Source organism: uncultured Parasphingorhabdus sp., assembly GCF_963975735.1.
In the GTDB taxonomy this organism is placed as follows: Bacteria; Pseudomonadota; Alphaproteobacteria; order Sphingomonadales; family Sphingomonadaceae; genus Parasphingorhabdus.
The window spans coordinates 1-20081 of the sequence record NZ_CAXBIA010000027.1; the positions used below are offsets into that span (position 1 = coordinate 1).

15 protein-coding genes are annotated in these 20081 nt (G+C 56.6%); 11 read left to right on the top strand and 4 right to left on the bottom strand.

The genetic code is table 11. The features are described from left to right. Positions 1 to 247: ribonucleotide-diphosphate reductase subunit beta (locus tag AACZ86_RS16090; protein WP_339694547.1), on the bottom strand; the 247-nt coding region annotated here is incomplete at its 3' end. 210 nt (positions 248 to 457) lie between these two features. Further along, positions 458 to 2455, bottom strand: a complete 1998-nt coding sequence (locus tag AACZ86_RS16095; protein WP_339694584.1) for a ribonucleoside-diphosphate reductase subunit alpha — start codon at positions 2453 to 2455, stop codon at positions 458 to 460. Positions 2456 to 3094: 639 nt separating this feature from the next. Here AACZ86_RS16095 and AACZ86_RS16100 point away from each other — a divergent pair. Next, positions 3095 to 3871 (top strand): SDR family oxidoreductase, encoded by a 777-nt coding sequence (locus AACZ86_RS16100; protein ID WP_339694550.1) that lies wholly within the window; start codon positions 3095 to 3097, stop codon positions 3869 to 3871. A gap of 68 nt (positions 3872 to 3939) precedes the next feature. Here AACZ86_RS16100 and AACZ86_RS16105 read toward each other — a convergent pair whose 3' ends face one another. After that, positions 3940 to 4827, bottom strand: coding sequence for a DMT family transporter (locus tag AACZ86_RS16105; protein WP_339694553.1), 888 nt, complete (start codon positions 4825 to 4827; stop codon positions 3940 to 3942). Positions 4828 to 4914: 87 nt separating this feature from the next. On the opposite strand from AACZ86_RS16105, the gene AACZ86_RS16110 reads away from it, so the two are divergent. Beyond that, the gene (locus AACZ86_RS16110; protein WP_339694555.1) at positions 4915 to 5076 is read left to right on the top strand and encodes a hypothetical protein; all 162 of its coding nucleotides are present in this window, start codon (positions 4915 to 4917) and stop codon (positions 5074 to 5076) included. A 38-nt stretch (positions 5077 to 5114) separates the two neighbouring features. Continuing rightward, positions 5115 to 6638, top strand: coding sequence for a fumarate hydratase (locus AACZ86_RS16115; protein WP_339694587.1), 1524 nt, complete (start codon positions 5115 to 5117; stop codon positions 6636 to 6638). Positions 6639 to 6668: 30 nt separating this feature from the next. Here the strand turns inward: AACZ86_RS16115 and AACZ86_RS16120 are convergent, their stop codons facing one another. After that, entirely contained in the window at positions 6669 to 8876 is a 2208-nt protein-coding gene (locus AACZ86_RS16120) for an EAL domain-containing protein (RefSeq protein ID WP_339694558.1), read from the bottom strand. Between the two features lie 303 nt (positions 8877 to 9179). On the opposite strand from AACZ86_RS16120, the gene AACZ86_RS16125 reads away from it, so the two are divergent. The 8 genes from AACZ86_RS16125 to AACZ86_RS16160 all read left to right on the top strand — a co-directional run bounded on the left by AACZ86_RS16125 (position 9180) and on the right by AACZ86_RS16160 (position 19682). Further along, positions 9180 to 9449, top strand: a complete 270-nt coding sequence (locus tag AACZ86_RS16125) for a hypothetical protein (protein ID WP_339694561.1) — start codon at positions 9180 to 9182, stop codon at positions 9447 to 9449. Between the two features lie 140 nt (positions 9450 to 9589). Further along, on the top strand, positions 9590 to 11686 hold the full coding sequence (locus tag AACZ86_RS16130; RefSeq protein ID WP_339694564.1) for an outer membrane beta-barrel protein: 2097 nt from the start codon (positions 9590 to 9592) through the stop codon (positions 11684 to 11686). 67 nt (positions 11687 to 11753) lie between these two features. Continuing rightward, entirely contained in the window at positions 11754 to 13562 is a 1809-nt protein-coding gene (locus AACZ86_RS16135; RefSeq protein WP_339694567.1) for an ABC transporter ATP-binding protein/permease, read from the top strand. 80 nt (positions 13563 to 13642) lie between these two features. Further along, a complete protein-coding gene (gene recQ / locus AACZ86_RS16140; RefSeq protein WP_339694570.1) occupies positions 13643 to 15421 on the top strand; it encodes a DNA helicase RecQ in 1779 nt (592 codons plus the stop codon). A 104-nt stretch (positions 15422 to 15525) separates the two neighbouring features. Further along, the gene (locus AACZ86_RS16145; RefSeq protein ID WP_339694589.1) at positions 15526 to 15951 is read left to right on the top strand and encodes a TIGR01244 family sulfur transferase; all 426 of its coding nucleotides are present in this window, start codon (positions 15526 to 15528) and stop codon (positions 15949 to 15951) included. A gap of 47 nt (positions 15952 to 15998) precedes the next feature. After that, positions 15999 to 16898, top strand: coding sequence for a sterol desaturase family protein (locus AACZ86_RS16150; protein WP_339694573.1), 900 nt, complete (start codon positions 15999 to 16001; stop codon positions 16896 to 16898). Between the two features lie 223 nt (positions 16899 to 17121). Then, positions 17122 to 18162 (top strand): phosphatase PAP2 family protein, encoded by a 1041-nt coding sequence (locus AACZ86_RS16155; protein WP_339694576.1) that lies wholly within the window; start codon positions 17122 to 17124, stop codon positions 18160 to 18162. Continuing rightward, the gene (locus AACZ86_RS16160; protein ID WP_339694581.1) at positions 18096 to 19682 is read left to right on the top strand and encodes a GMC family oxidoreductase N-terminal domain-containing protein; all 1587 of its coding nucleotides are present in this window, start codon (positions 18096 to 18098) and stop codon (positions 19680 to 19682) included. The genes AACZ86_RS16155 and AACZ86_RS16160 overlap by 67 nt, the downstream gene beginning before the upstream one ends. Positions 19683 to 20081 lie beyond the last annotated feature (399 nt).

Below are 20081 nucleotides of genomic sequence, written 5' to 3' on the forward strand. Positions count from 1 at the left end.
TGAACACCCGGCCATATTTGTCGTGATAGCAATCCTGCACCTCGACATCGGCCTGGGTGAAGAAGCGGAAAATCTGGGTCAGCAAATTGCGTTCGTGATCGGTGAGCTTCTGCGCCCAGTCACGGCAATCCTCGCCCAATGGCACTTCTTCCGGCATCCAGTGGATCTGCTGCTGCCGTTTCCAGAACTCGTAAGCCCATGGATATTCAAAGGGCTTGTAGGTTTTGCGTGCTTCCAGAAGTGACATGTTAACTCGTTCTCCGCTTTATACTCGTCACCCCAGCGTCGGCTGGGGCCTAATCCAATCTTGTTTCACACACCATATTTTGGTCTGGATCCCAGCCTTCGCTGGGATGACAATTGATGTGCTGCGCGCTCTTTTACGTCCGAATAAAACGACCCCCTCCCAAAAGGAGCAAAAGGGAGGGGGCAGTGGGCAAAGTCTATGCCGCGCCGCTTATTGGCAGGCCAGGCATTCGTCATAATCCGTTGATCCGGCGGTGGTCATCAGTTCGACAGTTTTCGGGTCGAGCGTATTGTCCGCTTCGACACCGCCGCCAGCACTTTCGCTCATGATCGTTTCGCCACCGGCAAAGCCGGCGCGCTGGATCGATTTCGAGCGCAGATAGTAAAGCGACTTGATACCCAGTTCCCACGCGCGGAAGTGGAGCATCAGCAAGTCCCATTTGTCGACATCGGCCGGGATGAACAGGTTCAGCGACTGGGCCTGATCGATAAACGGCGTACGGTCGGCCGCGAGTTCCAGCAGCCAGCGCTGGTCGATCTCGAAGCTGGTCTTGTACGTGTCTTTCTCGTCCGCGCTGAGGAAATCGAGATGCTGGACACTGCCGCCCTTCTCGAGGATCGAGTTCCAGACATTGTTGCTGTCCTTGCTCTTTTCCTGCAGCAATTTCAGCAGATGCGGGTTCTTGACCACGAAGCTGCCCGAGAGCGTCTTGTGGGTGTAGATATTCGCCGGGATCGGTTCGATACAGGCCGAAGCGCCACCGCAGATGATGCTGATCGACGCGGTCGGTGCGATCGCCATCTTGCAGCTGAACCGCTCCATCACGCCCTGATCGGCCGCATCGGGACAAGGTCCGCGTTCCTTCGCGAGCATCATGCTGGCTTCGGACGCCTTGGCCGAAACATGCTTGAAGATCTTGAAGTTCCACGATTTCGCCAGCGCGCTTTCGAAGCCGAGGCCGCGGGCCTGAAGGAAGCTGTGATAGCCCATCACGCCAAGACCGACGCTGCGTTCGCGCATCGCGCTATATTTCGCCCGCGCCATTTCTTCCGGCGCGCGGTCGATATAATCCTGCAGGACATTGTCGAGGAAGCGCATGACGTCCTCGATAAAGCCCTTCTCGACCGACCACTCGTCCCATTTCTCGAGATTAAGCGAGGACAGGCAACACACTGCGGTCCTGTCCTCGCCAAGGTGATCGCGACCCGTGGGCAGTGTGATCTCTGAACAAAGATTGGAGGTTGAAACCTTGAGACCCAGATCGCGGTGATGCTTGGGCATCATCCGGTTCACCGTGTCGCTGAAGATGATATAGGGCTCGCCGGTGGCCAGCCGTGTCTCGACCAGCTTCTGGAACAGGCTGCGCGCGTCAACAGTGCCGCGGACCGAACCGTCTTTCGGCGATTTGAGATTGAATTCTGCGCCGTCGCGGACCGCTTCCATGAATTCGTCGGTCAGCAATACGCCGTGATGCAGGTTCAGGGCTTTCCGGTTAAAGTCGCCGGAAGGCTTTCTGATTTCGAGAAATTCTTCGATTTCCGGATGGTTGACGTCGAGATAGCAAGCCGCCGAACCGCGACGCAAAGACCCCTGCGAAATGGCCAGGGTAAGGCTGTCCATCACGCGGACGAACGGAATGATGCCCGATGTCTTGCCGTTGAGGCCGACAGGCTCGCCGATACCGCGAACGCTGCCCCAATAGGTGCCGATGCCGCCGCCGCGCGATGCGAGCCAGACATTCTCGTTCCAGGTGTTGACGATACCGCCGAGGCTGTCATCGACACTGTTGAGATAGCAGCTGATCGGCAGACCGCGACCGGTGCCGCCGTTGGACAGCACAGGTGTCGCCGGCATGAACCAGAGCTTGGAGATGGCATCATAAAGCCGCTGGGCATGATCCTGATCATCGGCATAAGCGTCGGCGACGCGAGCAAACAGATCCTGATAGGATTCGCCGGGCAACAGATAACGGTCGTTGAGCGTTTCCTTGCCGAAATCGGTCAGCAATGCGTCGCGACTGTCATCCTGCGTGATCTTGAAACGGCGTTTTTCAACGCTGTGGCTGTCACGCTCGGCCTTCAGTTCCTTTTCATCATTAGCCTTGGCCGAGGCAGCTTCTGCTGCGGCCTTTTTGCTAACTTCCGGTTCGCTTTTCGGCATTGCCTTTTCAGCTTTGCCTTTTGGCGTGTCCAATACTTCCGCGCCCATTTCACTCTCACTCACATCTGTTCCAGTCACATTCTCGTTGTCGCGGTTGTCTCTAAAATCCATCAAAGCCCCCTAAAGTCACTCTACTAATTCAACGATCACAACGACCTATCGGCCGATTGCTCACCTCTATTTGTTGCGGGCATTTGTTCCTGTCTTGTTCGATTCGAGCCGAAGCTGCAATCCTAACAGTTTTAACACCCGGACGGGCATTTATTTTCCTGCCCGAAAACCCATAAATATGGTTGCATTCGGCACAAAGGGAGCTGTCCACCGAGTCGGTGTTTCAGACGACTAATACTATAAGTTGGTGTGCCCCCTCGGCCTAACCACAACCTATAGTGGCTGAATCAGGATTTTATGCAAGGGGGTAAATGATATATTAACGACTCCGTTCGTCGTATAAATGAATCGCTTCGTCGGACGCCGATTCATGCTGCAACGCAGCGACGCGTGGACTTTCTAGGCCTGCCGCGAAGTGCAAGAGTCGATGGTAAAATTTACATTAAAATCTATCCACCGATCATGCACAGGGAGGGGTGACTCATTTGCTGCACCAGATATGGTAGTTCAATTATTGGCGCGACAAATTACAAAAGCTGTTTCAACATCTCTCACAGATCGGATCAACAATATATCATGGACCTTAAACTGGAAAACAGATCGGTATTGGTAACGGCCGGCAGCAAAGGCATTGGCCTTGCCACCGCACGCGGCTTTCATACAGCAGGCGCACGGGTCGCTATTTGCGGTCGCTCGCAAGACAATCTAGATGCCGCAGCCGCGCTCATGCCCGGTTGCCTTGCCATCGCCGGTGATGTGTCAAAGGCCGATGACATCGAGCGAATTGTCGCTTCGGTCACGGAGACGTTTGGCGGCATCGATATATTGGCAAACAACGCAGGCGGCCCGCCGCCCGGCCTGTTTGTTGATCTCGACGATTCGGATTGGGCAAAGGCGGTGGAACTCACCTTGATGTCCGTCGTCAGGACGACGCGTCTGGTATTGCCGCATATGCAGGCGCAAAAATGGGGGCGGATCGTCAACATATCCTCGACCGGAGTGAAACAGCCCGTGCCCGGCCTGACTCTCTCCAACAGCATCCGCATGGCGGTACTGGGCTGGGCAAAGACGCTGGCCAATCAAGTCGGTCCCGACAATGTCCTAGTCAACACCGTTTGCCCCGGCTTCACCAATACCGACCGCATTACACAAATTTTCGAGTCGCAATCTGCGGCTTCCGGGAAGACTGTTGATGAAATTTCGGAAGGCCTCGCAGCGCAGATCCCGCTTCGGCGGATTGGACAGCCTGAAGAAATTGCCAATCTTGCAGTGTTCCTCGGCTCGGAAGCGGCGAGCTATATCACAGGCACCGCCATACAGGTGGATGGCGGTTCGGTTCAAAGCCCAGGCTAGACCTAAAGCCGGTCGGCGGCAAAATCGCCCTTCCGATGCCCTCTATCTCCCGGGGTCTGCCCGGACCGCTAACGCTGTTCGCGATCGACGAGAAGCGCGGTGGTCGGCTTGCGCCTGAGGGCTACAATCAACACGCCACCAATCGCCAGCGCCGCACCCAGCCCCATCCGCAGATCGAAATTGTCGTTGGTAATCCAGACACCCAGACCGATCGTTGCCAACGGCGTTATCAGGGTGAGCGGGGCCAGAAGATTTGCCTCGTAATGCTGGATCAGGAAATAATAGGCCGAGTGCGCGCCTACCGATACGATCAGCGCAGTGAACAGCACGGCGGCGGCCAGCGGCCAACCGGCAGCGATCGCAGCTGACCATTGGCCCTGCTCGAAGATTGCCGAGCATATCGTCAACGAGATCACCGACACCAGACCGACCCAGGCCTGAAAGCGGAACGGCGTGACATTATCAACGCGCTTCATCAATACCGCGCCAGCCGAGCCCGCGAAAGCCGCGGCGGCAACAAACCAGAGACCCGTCGACAAAGTTACGCCCTCGGGACGCCATATCACCAGCAACACGCCGAGCAGAGTCAGCCCGACGCCGACGCCGCGACGCCAATGGATACGCTCGCCAAGCATCAAGACCGACAGCAGGATCGTAAAGGGAACCCCAAGTTGCAGGATGATGGCAGCGGAGGACGGTGACGTTGTCTTCAAACCGATGAACAGCAGCGCGAAATTCCCGCCGCCCATCAGCAAGCCGATCAATAAGATGCGCCAGGCCGGGCGGGGCATGGGCAACAGCCAGGGCAGCATCACAAGCGCTACCACAGCAAAGCGCAGCGCTGCGTAGAAGACCGGCGGAACCGCCCAGTCATCGACGATGATCTTGCTCAACACATTGTTGGAGGCCCAGATCAGACAAATAAGGACGAGAAGTAAGAAATCGCGCGGGCGCATAGAATCGGTTCCTTGGCGGGTCGTCGATACTGCCCGCTTCGTTGCTCGTATCGCGTCAGCGCATTGTTCGCAATCGCAGCATGAAATATGAACGCCAGTCAGGTTTTCCATCTTCTTGTGCCCGAACGCGAGGGGTCCCCGTATCCGAAGCGCGATATTGAACCGGCACAATCCGTCAACCGTGCTGAAAATGCCCTAATCAATGCTGCATCACAAAAACTTGCCCGTCCTGACCATTTCGGCCAATAGGCATGCCCATAGACCATCGTCAGATTTCCGGAGCCAATATGACCACCACCATCAAGACCGCCGACCTCATTGACAGCGTCGCTGATGCCCTGCAATTTATCTCTTATTATCATCCGATGGATTATATCCGGGCGCTCGGAAAAGCATATGACGCGGAAAAATCTCCCGCTGCCAAGGATGCGATTGCGCAGATCCTGACCAATTCGAAAATGTGCGCCGAGGGCCACCGGCCGATCTGCCAGGATACCGGCATCGTCAATGTCTTCGTCAAATGGGGTATGGATTGCCGGCTCGACGACACGTCGCAATCAATGCAGGAAATTGTCGATGAAGGCGTGCGCCGCGCCTATCTCCATCCAGAGAACAAGCTGCGAGCATCGATCCTCGCTGACCCTGCCTTCACCCGCCGCAACACCAAGGACAACACCCCTTCTGTGCTGCATGTCGAGATGGTTCCCGGCGACAAGGTCTCCGTCGATGTCGCGGCCAAGGGCGGCGGGTCAGAAAATAAATCCAAGTTCAAGATGATGAACCCGAGCGACAATATCGTCGACTGGGTGCTGGACATGATCCCGCAAATGGGGGCCGGCTGGTGCCCTCCGGGCATGCTCGGCATCGGTATCGGCGGCACCGCCGAGCGCGCCGTATTGCTCGCCAAGCAGAGCCTGATGGACCCGATCGACATGGGCCAGCTGAAGGAGCGCGGTCCGCGCAATGATATCGAGGAAATGCGCATCGAGATTTTCGACAAGGTCAATGCGCTCGGCATTGGCGCGCAGGGACTGGGCGGACTTTCAACCATTCTCGACGTCAAGATCAACGACTGGCCCTGCCACGCTGCTGGCAAGCCGGTCGCGATGATCCCCAATTGCGCGGCCACCCGCCATGCCCATTTCACGCTCGATGGCAGCGGCCCTGCCTATCTTGAACCACCGAAGCTGGACGAATGGCCTGACGTGAACTGGACACCATCGTCGGAAGCCAAGCGTGTCCATCTGGATCAGCTTGACGCCGCAGAAGTGGCGACATGGAAACATGGTGACCGGCTCCTGCTTAACGGCAAGATGCTGACCGGCCGCGATGCCGCGCACAAGCGAATCAAGGACATGCTCGACAAGGGCGAAGAGCTGCCGGTCGAATTCCGAGGCCGGGTGATCTATTATGTTGGGCCGGTCGATCCGGTTGGCGAAGAAATCGTCGGTCCCGCTGGCCCGACCACGGCAACCCGGATGGATCAGTTTACCGACATGATGCTCGAACAAGGCCTGCTGGCGATGGTCGGCAAGGCGGAGCGCGGACTGGATACGGTGGCCTCTATCAAGAAACACAAGAGCGCCTATCTGATGGCGGTGGGCGGCAGCGCCTATCTGGTGTCGCGCGCGATCAAGGGCTCCAAAGTGGTCGGCTTCGAAGATCTCGGCATGGAAGCAATTTACGAATTCGAGGTACAGGACATGCCGGTGACGGTGGCCGTGGATGCCGAGGGGCAAAGCGTTCACCATCTCGCACCATTGGTCTGGCAGGAGAAAATCCGGAAAGAAGGGCTGCTAGACGGAGTTTAGGAATCGAGGGCCGGCGTCCTCTTCTCTGGACTACGAACCGCCAACCGCAACCTGCAGGAATTTGGGCTTGCTGAACGGGGCCGATGCGTCCTGTTTCATCGGATAATTGCCCGGAGGCAAGGCTGCAAGCGGCATGCCCGCAACACAGAGATCATATGGCGAGACCCGATGACGCGTGCACAGTCCGCCCGCGCCGTCGCTGACCAGTGGTGTTTCAAACTCGACAGCCAATACTGAACCGTTCGACCTGCTCACCGTGCAAATAACCAGCTGTCCCGCACCAAGGTCCAGCACCAGATCGGTGCCCACTGGAACGCCAACTATACCTTCAAACCGTGCACCTGATTTGGAAAGATCGCGCATGACGACCTCATAGCGATGATCTTCATGGATCGCGCCGATACGACGGAACACCGTGCGCCGGTCCGGGCGATATAATTCCGGCCCGTCGGGTTCAATCCTGAATTCCCCACTTCCCATCTTCTCTTCGATTTCTTCCAGTCTGAGGGCCTTGGAATAGATCCAGCCCTGGATATAACGCGCACCTTTTGAGCACACGACTTTATACTGGTCAAAAGCCTCGACACCTTCCACGGTTGTTTCCATTCCCAGAGCATCAGACAGGCTGACGATCGCGGCAATGATCTTGGCGCTATTCTTGTCTGTTTGGGTGCAGGAATCGACAAAGCTCTTGTCGACCTTGATTTTGTCGAACGGGGCCGAGCGAAGATAGCTGAGCGACGAATAGCCGGTACCGAAGTCGTCCAGCGCCAATCTTACACCCAGTTCTTTCAGTATTTTGAACGTGTTATCCACGGCTTCACTATCGCCCATGAAGACGCTCTCGGTCAATTCGAGTTCCAGCCGTGCCGGGTCCAGCCCGCTCGACGCCAGTGCGTTCATCACGATTTCGGGAAATCCGCTATTGGCAAATTGCACGGCTGACACATTGACGGCGACCCGAACCGAATTCGGCCACTGCGTAGCATCGCGGCATGCACGGCGAAGCGCCCATTCACCCAGCTGGTTGATCAGATTCAATTCTTCCGCGATCGGAATGAATACCGAAGGACTGACCCCTCCCCGCTCCGGGTGCACCCAGCGCATCAGCGCCTCAAACCCGACGACCATGTGATCGTCGGTGCGGACGACCGGCTGATAATGCAGTTCAACCTGGTCATTGGCGAGCGCGTCCCGGAGATCCTCTACCAGAACGCGCCGCTCGTCTTCCTCATTTTTCAAATTGGCGGCATAGAAACGATATTGTCCACGGCCTGAATTTTTGGCCGCATAGAGGGCAAGATCGGAACTGCGAACCAGTTCGTCCTTCTCGACGCCGTCATAGGGCGCAATCGCGATACCGATCGAGGTTCCGATCGTCGCGCTTTTGTCGTCAATGGGATAGGGCTTGGACACAAGCTGCACGATTTTCTCGGCAAGTTCGCCCAGTTTTCCCCGATCATCCATATCTGGCAATATGACTTGAAATTCATCACCGCCTAAACGGCCGATTTCACCACCATCCCCGATAATCTCACGCATCCGCTTTGCCACCTGCTGGAGCAATTGATCCCCGGCTGCATGGCCCATCGTGTCATTGACCTGTTTGAAGCGGTCGAGATCAAGCATCATGATCGCGCAGCTGCGGTTGGCCGCCTTGAATGCAGCCAACATTCCGTTGAGCCGACTGTCCATCCGGTGACGGTTGGCAAGTCCGGTCAGCGAGTCAAATTCCGCCAGCCGCAAATCTTCCAGTTTCTGTTGATATTCCACCGACACATCTTTTGCATTGCCGCGATAGCCCTGGAAATTGCCCGAATCGTCAAATTTCGGATGGCCGGAAATCAACCACCATGTCGGACGATCATTTTGACCCAGCGTGTCCGGTATCCGGCGGACGACCAAATCGTTGATCTTGCTGCGCTTGCTCAGATGATATTTGAAGGGACGGTCTGATTTTTCGTCCGGGTTGTCGGGATCATTTTCGAACAGGCTGGTCAGAGAGACTGCCAGCAAATCGCCAATCGGCTTGTTCAGATTTTCCGCTGCCTTTTCTGATAGATATACCAAATTACCATTTGCATCGGTTGCCCATAGCCAGCTTATTCCCGCTTGTTCAAAATCATCAAGAATCTCGATGCGCCGGGCATAATCATTCGATGTTATTACAGACACGCCTTCCGGATCCGCACTTATGGCGGATTCGTTGGAAAATGCGTGTAAAAAACCTTTCGCCACTTCTGAATCCTAGATTGGGAGGATTTTACATTCGTTTAAAATGGTTAAATTGATCGTAACAGGGCGCCATCAAGTTGAACTATTCCTGTATATTTTTACCAAAATGGCCGGCTGTTGGCTTTGAAACGCTTGCCGAGGACAAGAATGTCCGGCCACCCTCTCGGAACCGGCGTTGTTAGCGAGTAGGTCGCCGCACCAGCACTCCATGTTGGCAAATTCCATGCAAAGTCCATTTCATCTCCCGCTGGACGATTATTTTTCTGACCAAATGACAATGAGGACAAATGCGTTTATATTGAAGCCATGTATATTTTCGTCATCTTCCTCTGCGGCATCGGCAATTTCGCGATGCACAAGGCTATGTTGGAGAGTAACCATCCCATCATTGCCGAAGCACGGGGCGGTTTCCGGAAGATACTTGGTCCTCATGGTAGCTATATTCTGGAGTTCTTCATGCTCCTGTCAGCGATGATTTTTGCCGACATGGGTATGCTCACCGCCGTGATCTTCTATTTCGTCTATACGCTCGCCAATTGCGCGGCGGCCTGGGTACTATTTTTCAACAAACATTAAGTTTGAACGGCTTAACGCTTGAAATAACCTATGTCGTTTATCCGACTACGGGTGTAGTTTATCGAAAGCCGGTATCGGCTGCAACCATTTGGACATAGCAGCGCCTAATTCCAGAACAAAACGCCCTGGGGAGGGATATATTGACCAACAGAATACGGATTCTAACCGGCATTGCCATGAGTGCGATGACCGCATCCAGCCTGTTCCCCATTGCAGCACATGCCCAGACAGCGTCCCTGTCCTCCTTGCAGCCGCGCACCGAAAATGGCCGGCAGATATATGACGCGACGCAATTTGCCCGCTTCAATCCCCGCACCGCGCTCGATATTGTCAGCCAGGTGCCGGGGTTCACCATCGACACCGGAGACGATGACGAGCGCGGCCTGGGTCAGGCGGACGAAAATGTCCTGATCAACGGCGCGCGCATCTCGGGCAAGAATAGCGACGCATTCACTTTCCTGGGCCGAATTTCCGCTGCTAATGTACTGCGGGTCGAAATCGTTGACGGCGCAACGCTTAGCATTTCCGGCCTTTCAGGTCAGGTACTCAATCTCGTAACCGACACGAACGAAACAAGCGGCCTCAGCGGCAATTTCAAATGGGAGCCTCAATGGCGGCGCTCGGGCAACAACTGGTTTGCAGGCGAAGCTTCTATCAGCGGCAAGCTCGGCAAGGGAGACTTCACCCTCGCGATCGAGAATGATGCTGCGCGCAACGGTGTCGAGGGGCCGGAACAAGTTACAGGCCGCTTTGGCGACCTGCTGTTCGAGCGTGACGAAATTGCCCGCTATCGTCAGGATCTACCAAAGCTGAGCGCATCCTATAACCGTACCAGCGCAGCCGGGTCTGTGTTCAATATCAATGGCGCCTACCAAATATTTCGGCGGCGTGAATCGGTTGCCACAGATCGTACTCAGATCGGTCAGCCCGATATTTTCGAACTCTACGACAGCCGCGAGAATGAATGGAATGCGGAACTCAGCGCCGACTATGATTTCGCTCTCGGCGGAGGGCGACTGAAGCTCATTGGCTTGCAGCGATTTGAACATAGCCCGGTCAGCGACTTTTTCGGCCAGACATTCACCGATGGTGTTACGCCCCCGAACGGTAGCCGGTTTGACCGCGTGACCGACGAAGGCGAGTCAATATTCCGGGCCGAATATGGCTGGAAGACGAAGGGCGGCACGGATTGGGGCTTCAGTCTCGAGGGTGCCTATAATTTCCTGGACAATGAGGGCAGTCTAGCGGTGCTCGATACCCAGGGCATTTTCCAGCCGGTTGCCTTGACCAATGCCAATAGCAAAGTCACCGAATATCGCGGTGAATTCATAGGCTCCTACGGACGCCCCCTGTTGGAAAACCTGAGCCTTCAGGCGACACTGGGTGGCGAATATAGCAAGATCAGCCAGAGCGGCGCAGCGGGCCAGAGCAGGTCTTTCATCCGACCGAAGGGATCGCTATCGCTTGCCTGGCGGCCTCAAGATGATCTGGACATCAGCCTGAAACTGGAACGGTCGGTCGGCCAGCTGAATTTCTTTGATTTTGTCGAATCCGTGGATGTGTCCCAGAATAACGGGAATGCAGGAAACCCGGAACTGGTGCCGCCGCAAAGCTGGCGGGCCGAACTGGAAGCGACCCGGAAACTTGGGCCATGGGGTTCGATGACCGTCAATATTTACGGCGAAAAATTCAGTGATATAGTCGATTCCATTCCGATCACGGCAACCACCGAAGCCCGTGGCAATCTCGACAGCGCGACCAGCTATGGCGTGGAACTGCTGACCAGCATATTGTTTGACCCGATCGGCTGGGCCGGAGCCAAGCTTGATTTTGAAGGAGAAATCCGGAAAAGTTCGCTGAACGATCCCGTGACCGGCGTCTCGCGCCGGATCAATGACGACAAGATATTCACTTATGAGGCCAATTTCCGTCACGATGTGCCGGGAAGCAATTGGGCATGGGGGGCCGGTATAGAGGACTTCCGCTATTCCAGATTTCTGCGCCTCGACCAGAGCAACCGCTTTCGCACCGGCGCTCCCTATAGCTGGATATTCGTGGAACATAAGGATGTGTTCGGTCTGACCGTACAAGCCAATCTGGGCAATCTTTTCGGGCGCAGCGAACAATTTGCCCGCACGGTCTATGAAAACAGGCGCGACGGTCCGATCGCCTTTGTCGAGGACCGCAAACGCGAATTCGGCCTGATCTGTCGGCTGAAGGTCAGCGGCAGTTTTTAGACGCACCGCTCGACAAGAAAATTTAGCCAGATAGACTTTCTGCGCCGCTCGCCCTACATCCGGCCCCATGCCACCTGATTATGCTACCCAGGGTCAGATTGACCCGCCGATGATTCCTACGCTCAAGCGTTTCCTACCCTATCTCTGGCCTGCGGGTGAGCCGGGTTTGCGGATGAGAATCATCGTCGCCGGTTTCCTCGTGCTTTGTGCCAAGGCGGCGATCCTGACGATGCCTTTCCTGTACAAGGCGGTTATCGATGGCATGTCGGGCGATGATCTCGACACCGAACTGACCGTGTTGCTCGCGCTGGTTGCTGCTTACGGACTGGCGCGCTTCGGGCAGGTGATGTTCGATAACCTGCGGAACATTGTCTTTGAAAAAGTCGGTCAGCAAGCCGCAAGACGCCTCGCGACCAATGTTTTTACCCATCTCCACAGTCTATCGCTGCGCTTTCACCTTGGCCGCCGCACCGGTGAAGTTACCAAGGTCATCGAGCGCGGAACCAAGAGCATCGACATCATGCTCTATTTCCTGCTGTTCAACATTGCTCCGACGATCGTAGAACTGACCGCCGTACTGGTCATTTTCCAGATCAAATTCGGCTTCGGCCTAGTCGCCGCGACGATGGCGATGGTCGCGATCTACATCTCCTTCACCCGCAAGGTCACCGACTGGCGCAACGCTCTACGGGCGAAGATGAATGATATGGATACAAGAGTGATTGGCCGGTCTGTCGATGCCCTGCTCAACTACGAGACGGTCAAATATTTCACTGCCGAAAAGCGCGAGGCCGACCGCTATGACAAGGCCATGCGCGACTGGGCAGCCGCTGCGGTCAAATCGGAAAACTCGCTTGGCTTGCTGAATATCGGACAGTCGATCATCACCAATCTGGCGATGATCGGAGCGATGGCGTTCAGCGTTTACGGCTGGAAACAGGGTGAACTGACGGTTGGTGATCTGGTGCTGGTCAATGCGCTGCTGATGCAGCTGTTCCGGCCGCTCGATCTGCTCGGCATGGTCTATCGCACCATCCGTCAGGGTCTGGTCGACATGGATGCGATGTTCAAGCTGATCGACACCAAACAGGAGGTTGTCGACAAGCCGGGCGCGAAAGCTTTGCAGGTTTCCGACGGCACAGTGCGGTTCGAAAATGTCGTGTTCAACTATGACGATGATCGCCAGATATTGCACGGGCTCGATTTTGAAGTTCCGGCTGACGGAACGCTCGCCATTGTCGGGCCGTCCGGTGCCGGCAAGTCGACGATCGCGCGATTGCTGTTCCGATTCTATGACCCGCAAGCGGGACGCATATTGATCGACGGTCAGGACATAGCCGAAGTCACCCAGCACAGCTTGCGTGGCGCGATTGGTATCGTCCCGCAAGACAGCGTCCTGTTCAACGACAGCATCGGCTATAATATCGGCTATGGCCGCGAAGGGGCAACCCAGGCGGAAATCGAGGAAGCAGCGCGCGGGGCGGCGCTGGATGGATTTATCGCCAAGCTTCCCGATGGCTATGACACCCAGGTCGGCGAGCGCGGATTGAAATTGTCCGGCGGCGAGAAGCAGCGCGTCGCAATTGCCCGAACCTTGCTGAAAAATCCGCCGGTGCTGATATTGGACGAAGCGACCTCGGCGCTCGACAGCCGTACCGAGGACGAAATCCAGGCGACGCTCGCCAAGATATCGGAGCGGCGGACCACCTTGATCATCGCGCACCGGTTGTCGACGATCACGCATGCCGATGAAATCATCGTGCTCGACGAAGGCCGCATCGCGGAACGGGGTAGCCACCGGCAGTTGCTGGTTAAACGCGGCCTCTATGCAGATATGTGGAAGCGGCAGGCAGAGGACCAGCGGGAGAAGGCGTGACCGTCCGCGCGGATTACATTTTCGGTCAATTCTCGCTTTTCCGGTTTCGCGCAACGCCGTCTCTGGCTAGGGACTAGAATATGACCGAAGCCCTCCTTCCCTTGCTCAAATCCACATTCGGCTTCAGCAGCTTTCGCGGCATGCAGGCGGATGTGCTGCAGCGCGTGATGGCGAAACAGAATACGCTCGCGGTCATGCCGACCGGCTCGGGTAAATCGCTCTGCTACCAGCTACCCGCCATCGCCAACAAGGGCACCACCATCGTGATATCGCCGCTGATCGCGCTGATGCACGACCAGTTGCGCAGCGCCGAGGCGGTGGGGATCAGGGCAGCCACCCTCACCTCGGCCGACGACAATCGCGCCGAGACCATCGCCCGTCTGAAGGCCGGCGAACTGGACCTGCTCTACGCCGCGCCGGAACGCGCGTCCCAATCGCATTTTCGCGAATTGCTGGAACAGACAGACATTTCGCTCTTCGCTATCGACGAAGCGCATTGCGTTTCCGAATGGGGCCATGACTTCCGGCCCGACTATCGATTGCTCCGCCCGCTGCTCGACCATTTCGGCTCGGTGCCACGGTTGGCGCTGACCGCCACTGCCGATGCGCATACCCGCGACGATATATTGGTGCAGCTGGGAATCGAACAAGACGGCCTGATCCTCGCCGGTTTTGACCGGCCCAATATCCGCTACAGCATGAGCCCGCGCAGCGGCCTGGCACGGCAAGTCGGTGATCTGGTCGATCGTATTCCTGGACCCGGGATTGTTTACGCACAGACCCGCGCCGCCACCGAGAAAATGGCCAGCCAGATCGCCGCCACCGGACGCAGCGCCCGCGCCTATCACGCTGGCTTGCCGCCAGAAGTTCGTCAGCAGAACCAGCATGATTTTGTCGCTTCCGAGGATATGGTGATGGTCGCCACCATTGCTTTCGGCATGGGGATCGACAAGCCGGATGTCCGCTTTGTCGCCCATGCCGGCCTGCCCAAGTCGATCGAGGCTTATTATCAGGAAACCGGCCGTGCCGGCCGCGATGGCGATCCCGCCGAAGCGCATATGTTCTGGGGCGCGGAAGATTTCGCCAGAGCGCGACAGCGGCTTGGCGAGATCGACGAGACCCGACTGGAGAGCGAGCGGACAAGGCTCGCCGCCTTGGGCGGTCTGGTCGAAACTCCGGGATGCCGCCGCGCAATTCTCCTCCGGCATTTTGGCGAGCATCCGGCCGACCAATGCGGCAATTGCGACAATTGCCTGAACGCTCCGGAAACCCGCAACGTGACCGAACTGGCGCGGAAATTCCTGTCCGCCGTCTATCGCACCGGACAGAGTTTCGGCGTCACCCATCTCGAGGCGGTGCTGACCGGACGACAGGACGAAAAAATCCTCGCCCGCGGTCATGACCAGCTTTCGGTCTTCGACATTGTCGGTGAAGAGGAAGCCGCTCTGATCAAGCCGGTATCGCGGTCGCTGTTGCTGCGCGACGCGCTGCGCAACACCGATCATGGCGGCCTGATGTTCGGTCCCGAAGCGCGGAAAATTCTCAAGGGCGAGCAGGAAATCGCGATTGTCGAACCGCCGAAACGGACTTCGCGAAAACGACGCGGTGCCAGCGCCTCGCCCAACCCGTTTGGCGACCCCTTGTTCGAGGCATTGCGCAAGAAGCGCATGGAACTGGCCAAGGAACTGGGCGTCCCGCCTTATGTGATCTTCCACGACAGTGTGCTGCGTGATATGACCGGCCTGAAACCGGACAGCCTGTCGGCGCTCAGCGAATTGCCCGGCGTTGGCGCGGCGAAGCTGGAGAAACATGGCGACGCGTTTCTGGCGGTGATCCGCGAAGTGACCGAAGCAGCCTAGGCCAATATATGAGATTTCTGCCCGCCTTATTACCAATAGCCTTGATCGGCTGTAGCGCGGCAACCGCAACCGATACGCCCATTCCTACAGAGGAGACCCAGAGCATGTTCCGGAAAATTAACGACAATATAAGCGTGGCACCGCAAATCAGTCTTGAAGATGTTGCTGCAGCCAAGGCCGAAGGCGTGACCCTGATCATCAACAATCGCCCCGATGGCGAGGATCCGTCTGCTCCTCAGAGTGCCGATATCGAAGCGGCTGCGCGGGAAGCGGGCATGAAATATATCGCAATTCCGATAACCCACAGCGGCTTTTCGGGACCGCAGGTCGATGCAATGATCGCGGCGCTCGCCGATGGTGACAAGATCCTCGCCTATTGCCGTTCCGGCACGCGATCCACATTGCTGTGGGCGCTGGCGCAGGCGAAACAGGGTGTCGAAGCGGACGAAATCTCCCGGCTTGCCGGTAACGCGGGCTATGATATTACTCCGGTCCGGGCGATGGTCGACGCGCTTTCGTCCGGGAACTAGCTGAGGCATCTGGACAGCCACTAACATTCGTGTAAGTAGTCTGGAAAATGGAAAACCTGCCATCTCCAACCCTCTGGGCGATTCCTTTTTTCGTCATCACGGTCGCAATGGAATGGCTGTGGAGCCGGAAAAACGCGAAGATTCGCTACGAGACCAAGGATGCTTTCACCTCGCTGGCGCTGGGAATGGGGAGCTTGGTCGCCGGCATCCTGACCGGTGGCCTTGTCCTGGCGCTGAGCCTGTGGGTTTACGAGCATAGAATCATCGATATCGAGCTGGACTGGAAGACGCTGCTCTGGCTTGCACCACTGGCCTTCGTGCTCGACGATTTTGCCTATTACTGGTTTCACCGCACGGCGCATCGCGTCCGCTGGTTCTGGGCAGCGCATGTCATCCATCACAGCAGCCAGCATTATAATCTGACTACGGCACTGCGGCAGACCTGGACCGGTTTTTTCGCTCTCAGCTTCCTGTTTTCGATGCCGCTGTTTTTCCTCGGCATTCCTCCGGCGCTGGTTTTCTTCCTCTCGGGGCTGAACCTGATCTATCAATATTGGATCCACACCGAAGCGATTGACCGGATGCCGAAATGGTTCGAAGCGGTGATGAACACGCCGTCGCACCACCGCGTCCATCACGCGACCAACCCGCGCTATCTCGACCGCAATTATGCCGGTGTGTTCATCATCTGGGACAAGATGTTCGGCACCTATGAACCGGAAACCGATGCGGAAAAAATTCAATATGGCATCATCAAGAATCTAGAAAGCTTTAACCTTTTCTGGGCTGCCTTCCACGAATGGATCGGCATTGCCAAGGACTTGTGGTCCGCGCCATGGCGGCACAAGTGGAACTATCTGATCAAGCCGCCTGGCTGGAGCCATGACGGAAGCCGCGAAAGCAGCGAGATGATCAAGCAACGCTGGATGCAAAACGAGAAAATCTAGCTTTATCGAACGCCGCGAATTTGCCGCTATCCTTTGTCTGAAAAAGAGCGCAAGCGCGCGATAGAGGGGTTGGGGTCCCTTCCAGTCGTGCATGATTCGCACGCGGGTCGCGCATTGGAACCATTTTGCAATTTTCGGAGGGATCCAGCCGCGTTCGTCGCGGGCTGGCCAATATTCGAACCTGTCTTGCTGCGATATTGTACCGAGGGTTCCGCTCATGGACATGAGCGCTATCCAGGACATTCACACCGACCGGCAGGCTTTGATCACCCGCATTGTACCGACCAGCTGGATTTTGGGTTTGCTCGCCTGTAGCCTGCTGATCGTCATCGCCATGATGGGATGGGCCGGTCTCGACCTGGACTTTCTCAAAGCCAGCAATGGCAAATATTTTCTGCTGCTGCTGCTGCTCGTAACCACTCGCTATAGGTTGCGAGATCATGCGACCGGATGGCAGCGGATCGCCCGCGATTTTTTCGAATATGTCGGCTTCTTTCTGTTCATCAGCCTGCTGGGTGCAACCGCGACCTATCCTGTCGCCGCAGCAACCAGCGGATTTGTCGACCCGGCACTGGCCCGTATCGACGCATTTCTGGGCTTCCAATGGGTGGATTGGTATTTGCTGGTCGTCAACAACCCATGGCTGCAATCGGCCGGAAGTCTGGCCTATGCCAATATCTATATGTCACCGGTGCTGCTGCTCGGCGGTCTCGCGATCAGCGGCGAACGCGCCCGCGCGCAACTTTTCCTGTTCAGCTTCTGGCTGGCCGCGGTGATTACCATGCTGGCATTCCTCGCCTTTCCGGCGGTCGGTCCGCTTGCCTATATATGGCAAGGGCCGGTTCCGTACATGCCAACCAGCGCCCTCTATCAGGCGGAATTAATTCCGCTGTTACGGGACAATCTGCTGGGCAGCGTTGATCTGGGTGCGCTTCAGGGACTGGTTTGTGCTCCCAGCTTCCATACTGCCGCAGCCGTCATCTATATCGCCATGGCCTGGCAATGCCCCTATCTCCGCTGGCCGTTGCTGGTGATAAATGGCGCTATGCTGCTTTCCACACCGGTCGAAGGGACCCATTATCTGATCGACATGATCGGCGGCGCGATAGTTGGATTATTTGCACTGTGCACAGCCGGTGCTTTACAATATAGCCTCCCCAAAATGCGCAAAAAGCGCAGATGGGGAGTAACAGGAATATGGCAGAATTTGACATCATCGTCATCGGCGGCGGTTCCGCCGGCAGTGCAGTCGCCGGACGGCTGAGCGAAGACGGAAAGCGTTCGGTATGCCTGATCGAGGCTGGCGGACGAAATAATAATCTCCTGGTCAAAACGCCGGGAATGATGCCGTTCCTGCTGAAAAATGCCAACTGGAAGTTCGATACGGTCCCGCAAAAGGGCCTCAACGGCCGCACCGGATATCAGCCGCGCGGACGCGGCTTGGGCGGTTCCAGCGCGATCAACGCGATGGTCTATATCCGCGGCAACAAATGGGATTATGACAATTGGGCGGCCCTCGGCTGCGACGGCTGGTCCTATGACGATATCCTGCCCTATTTCAAGAAATCCGAAAGCAACGAACGCGGCGGTAATGATTATCACGGCGGCGACGGACCGCTTTCCGTGTCCGACCAGAAATGGCCCAACCCGGGCAGCCTTGCCTTCGTCGAAGCGGCGCGCAATCTGCAACTGCCGATTCTCGATGACTTCAATGGCGAGAAGCAGGAAGGCATGGGCATGTACCAGGTGACCCAGAAAGACGGCGAACGCTGGTCCGCCGCGCGCGCCTATGTCGAGCCGGCACGGTCTCGCCCGAATCTGACGATAAAGACAAAGTCACTGGTCGAGAAACTGGTTGTCAAAGACGGGCGCGTCACCGGCGTGCAGATCAGGCGAGGGTCTGGCAGCGAAACGATCAACGCGCGCGCTGCGGTTGTCCTCTCCGCCGGAGCCTTCGGGTCACCCCATATCCTGCAACTCTCCGGCATCGGTCCAGCAGCCCATCTCAAGGACAAGGGTGTCGACATCGTGCTCGACAAGCCCGAAGTCGGCGCGAACCTCAAGGATCATATCGACTTTGTATCCGGCTATCAGACCGAGTCCAAGGAACTGATCGGCGATTCTCTCGAAGGCACCGTCCGCATGGCCAAGGCAATACTCCAACATCGGATCAAACGCACCGGGATCATGACCACACCTTATGCCGAAGCGGGCGGGTTCTGGAGCAGCGGTCCGGAGGTGCCAGCCCCCGATATCCAATATCATTTCGTGCCAGCGATGCTCGAGGATCACGGCCGCGAGCAGGTCAAGGGTCACGGCTTCAGCTGCCACGCCTGTGTCCTGCGCCCGCATAGCAAAGGCACGGTACGGCTCAATAATGACGATCCACAAGCGCAGCCGTCGATCGACCCTAACTTCCTCGATGATGATCGTGATATCGCGACCTTGCGCAAGGGTGTGCGGCATATGAAACGGATATTGGAAAGCCCGCCGCTGACCGAATATTCACCGACCGACCGGCATCCGATCAACATGGATGATGATGCGGAACTGGACGCGCTGATCCGTGACCGTGCCGATACCGTCTATCACCCCGTCGGCACCTGCCGCATGGGTCCAGACGACGCCGCGGTCGTCGACCCGCGTCTGAAGTTCAAGGGGCTGGACGGTCTTTATATCGCCGACGCCTCGATCATGCCGGAAATCATCAGCGGCAATACCAACGCGACGAGCATCGTGATCGGCGAACGGGCTGCGGAGTTTATCAAGGCGGATCTGGGCTAGTCAACTCGGAGGTGTTTTAGCAGTTGTTTATTTTCAATGAGTTAACCTCTAATTTGATCCCGAATTTTGCTAGATAATGCATCAAGTCCGGAATGGAATTAGGCGATATCATCATTTGTTTTTCTTGACGACAAAGCCGCCGAGACTCAATGGAGTCTCGTCGGCTTCTTATGTTTCAGCAAGACGATAGTCAGTTTTTAGGACCTTTCTTGCCGGTCTTATAAGTCTCAACCACAGTCGTTTTGGGACGACGTTGCGAGGTTAGGATTTGAATCTGGCGCAGGCGGCGAATGATGCGGGCATCGTTCCAGAGCCGAGCCTTCGGGTCGTTTGATATACTGCGGGGTAAGCGAGAGCTGGGGGCCGCGTATTATGCGGCTTGACGGTTCCATTTATTAT

Bases quoted from the DNA above. Each gene is read 5' to 3' on its own strand.
- AACZ86_RS16095 (WP_339694584.1), bottom strand. From the start codon at position 2,455: ATGGGCGCGGAAGTATTGGACACGCCAAAAGGCAAAGCTGAAAAGGCA.
- AACZ86_RS16100 (WP_339694550.1), top strand. From the start codon at position 3,095: ATGGACCTTAAACTGGAAAACAGATCGGTATTGGTAACGGCCGGCAGC.
- AACZ86_RS16105 (WP_339694553.1), bottom strand. From the start codon at position 4,827: ATGCGCCCGCGCGATTTCTTACTTCTCGTCCTTATTTGTCTGATCTGG.
- AACZ86_RS16110 (WP_339694555.1), top strand. From the start codon at position 4,915: ATGAACGCCAGTCAGGTTTTCCATCTTCTTGTGCCCGAACGCGAGGGG.
- AACZ86_RS16115 (WP_339694587.1), top strand. From the start codon at position 5,115: ATGACCACCACCATCAAGACCGCCGACCTCATTGACAGCGTCGCTGAT.
- AACZ86_RS16125 (WP_339694561.1), top strand. From the start codon at position 9,180: ATGTATATTTTCGTCATCTTCCTCTGCGGCATCGGCAATTTCGCGATG.
- AACZ86_RS16135 (WP_339694567.1), top strand. From the start codon at position 11,754: ATGCCACCTGATTATGCTACCCAGGGTCAGATTGACCCGCCGATGATT.
- recQ (WP_339694570.1), top strand. From the start codon at position 13,643: ATGACCGAAGCCCTCCTTCCCTTGCTCAAATCCACATTCGGCTTCAGC.
- AACZ86_RS16145 (WP_339694589.1), top strand. From the start codon at position 15,526: ATGTTCCGGAAAATTAACGACAATATAAGCGTGGCACCGCAAATCAGT.
- AACZ86_RS16150 (WP_339694573.1), top strand. From the start codon at position 15,999: ATGGAAAACCTGCCATCTCCAACCCTCTGGGCGATTCCTTTTTTCGTC.
- AACZ86_RS16155 (WP_339694576.1), top strand. From the start codon at position 17,122: ATGAGCGCTATCCAGGACATTCACACCGACCGGCAGGCTTTGATCACC.
- AACZ86_RS16160 (WP_339694581.1), top strand. From the start codon at position 18,096: ATGGCAGAATTTGACATCATCGTCATCGGCGGCGGTTCCGCCGGCAGT.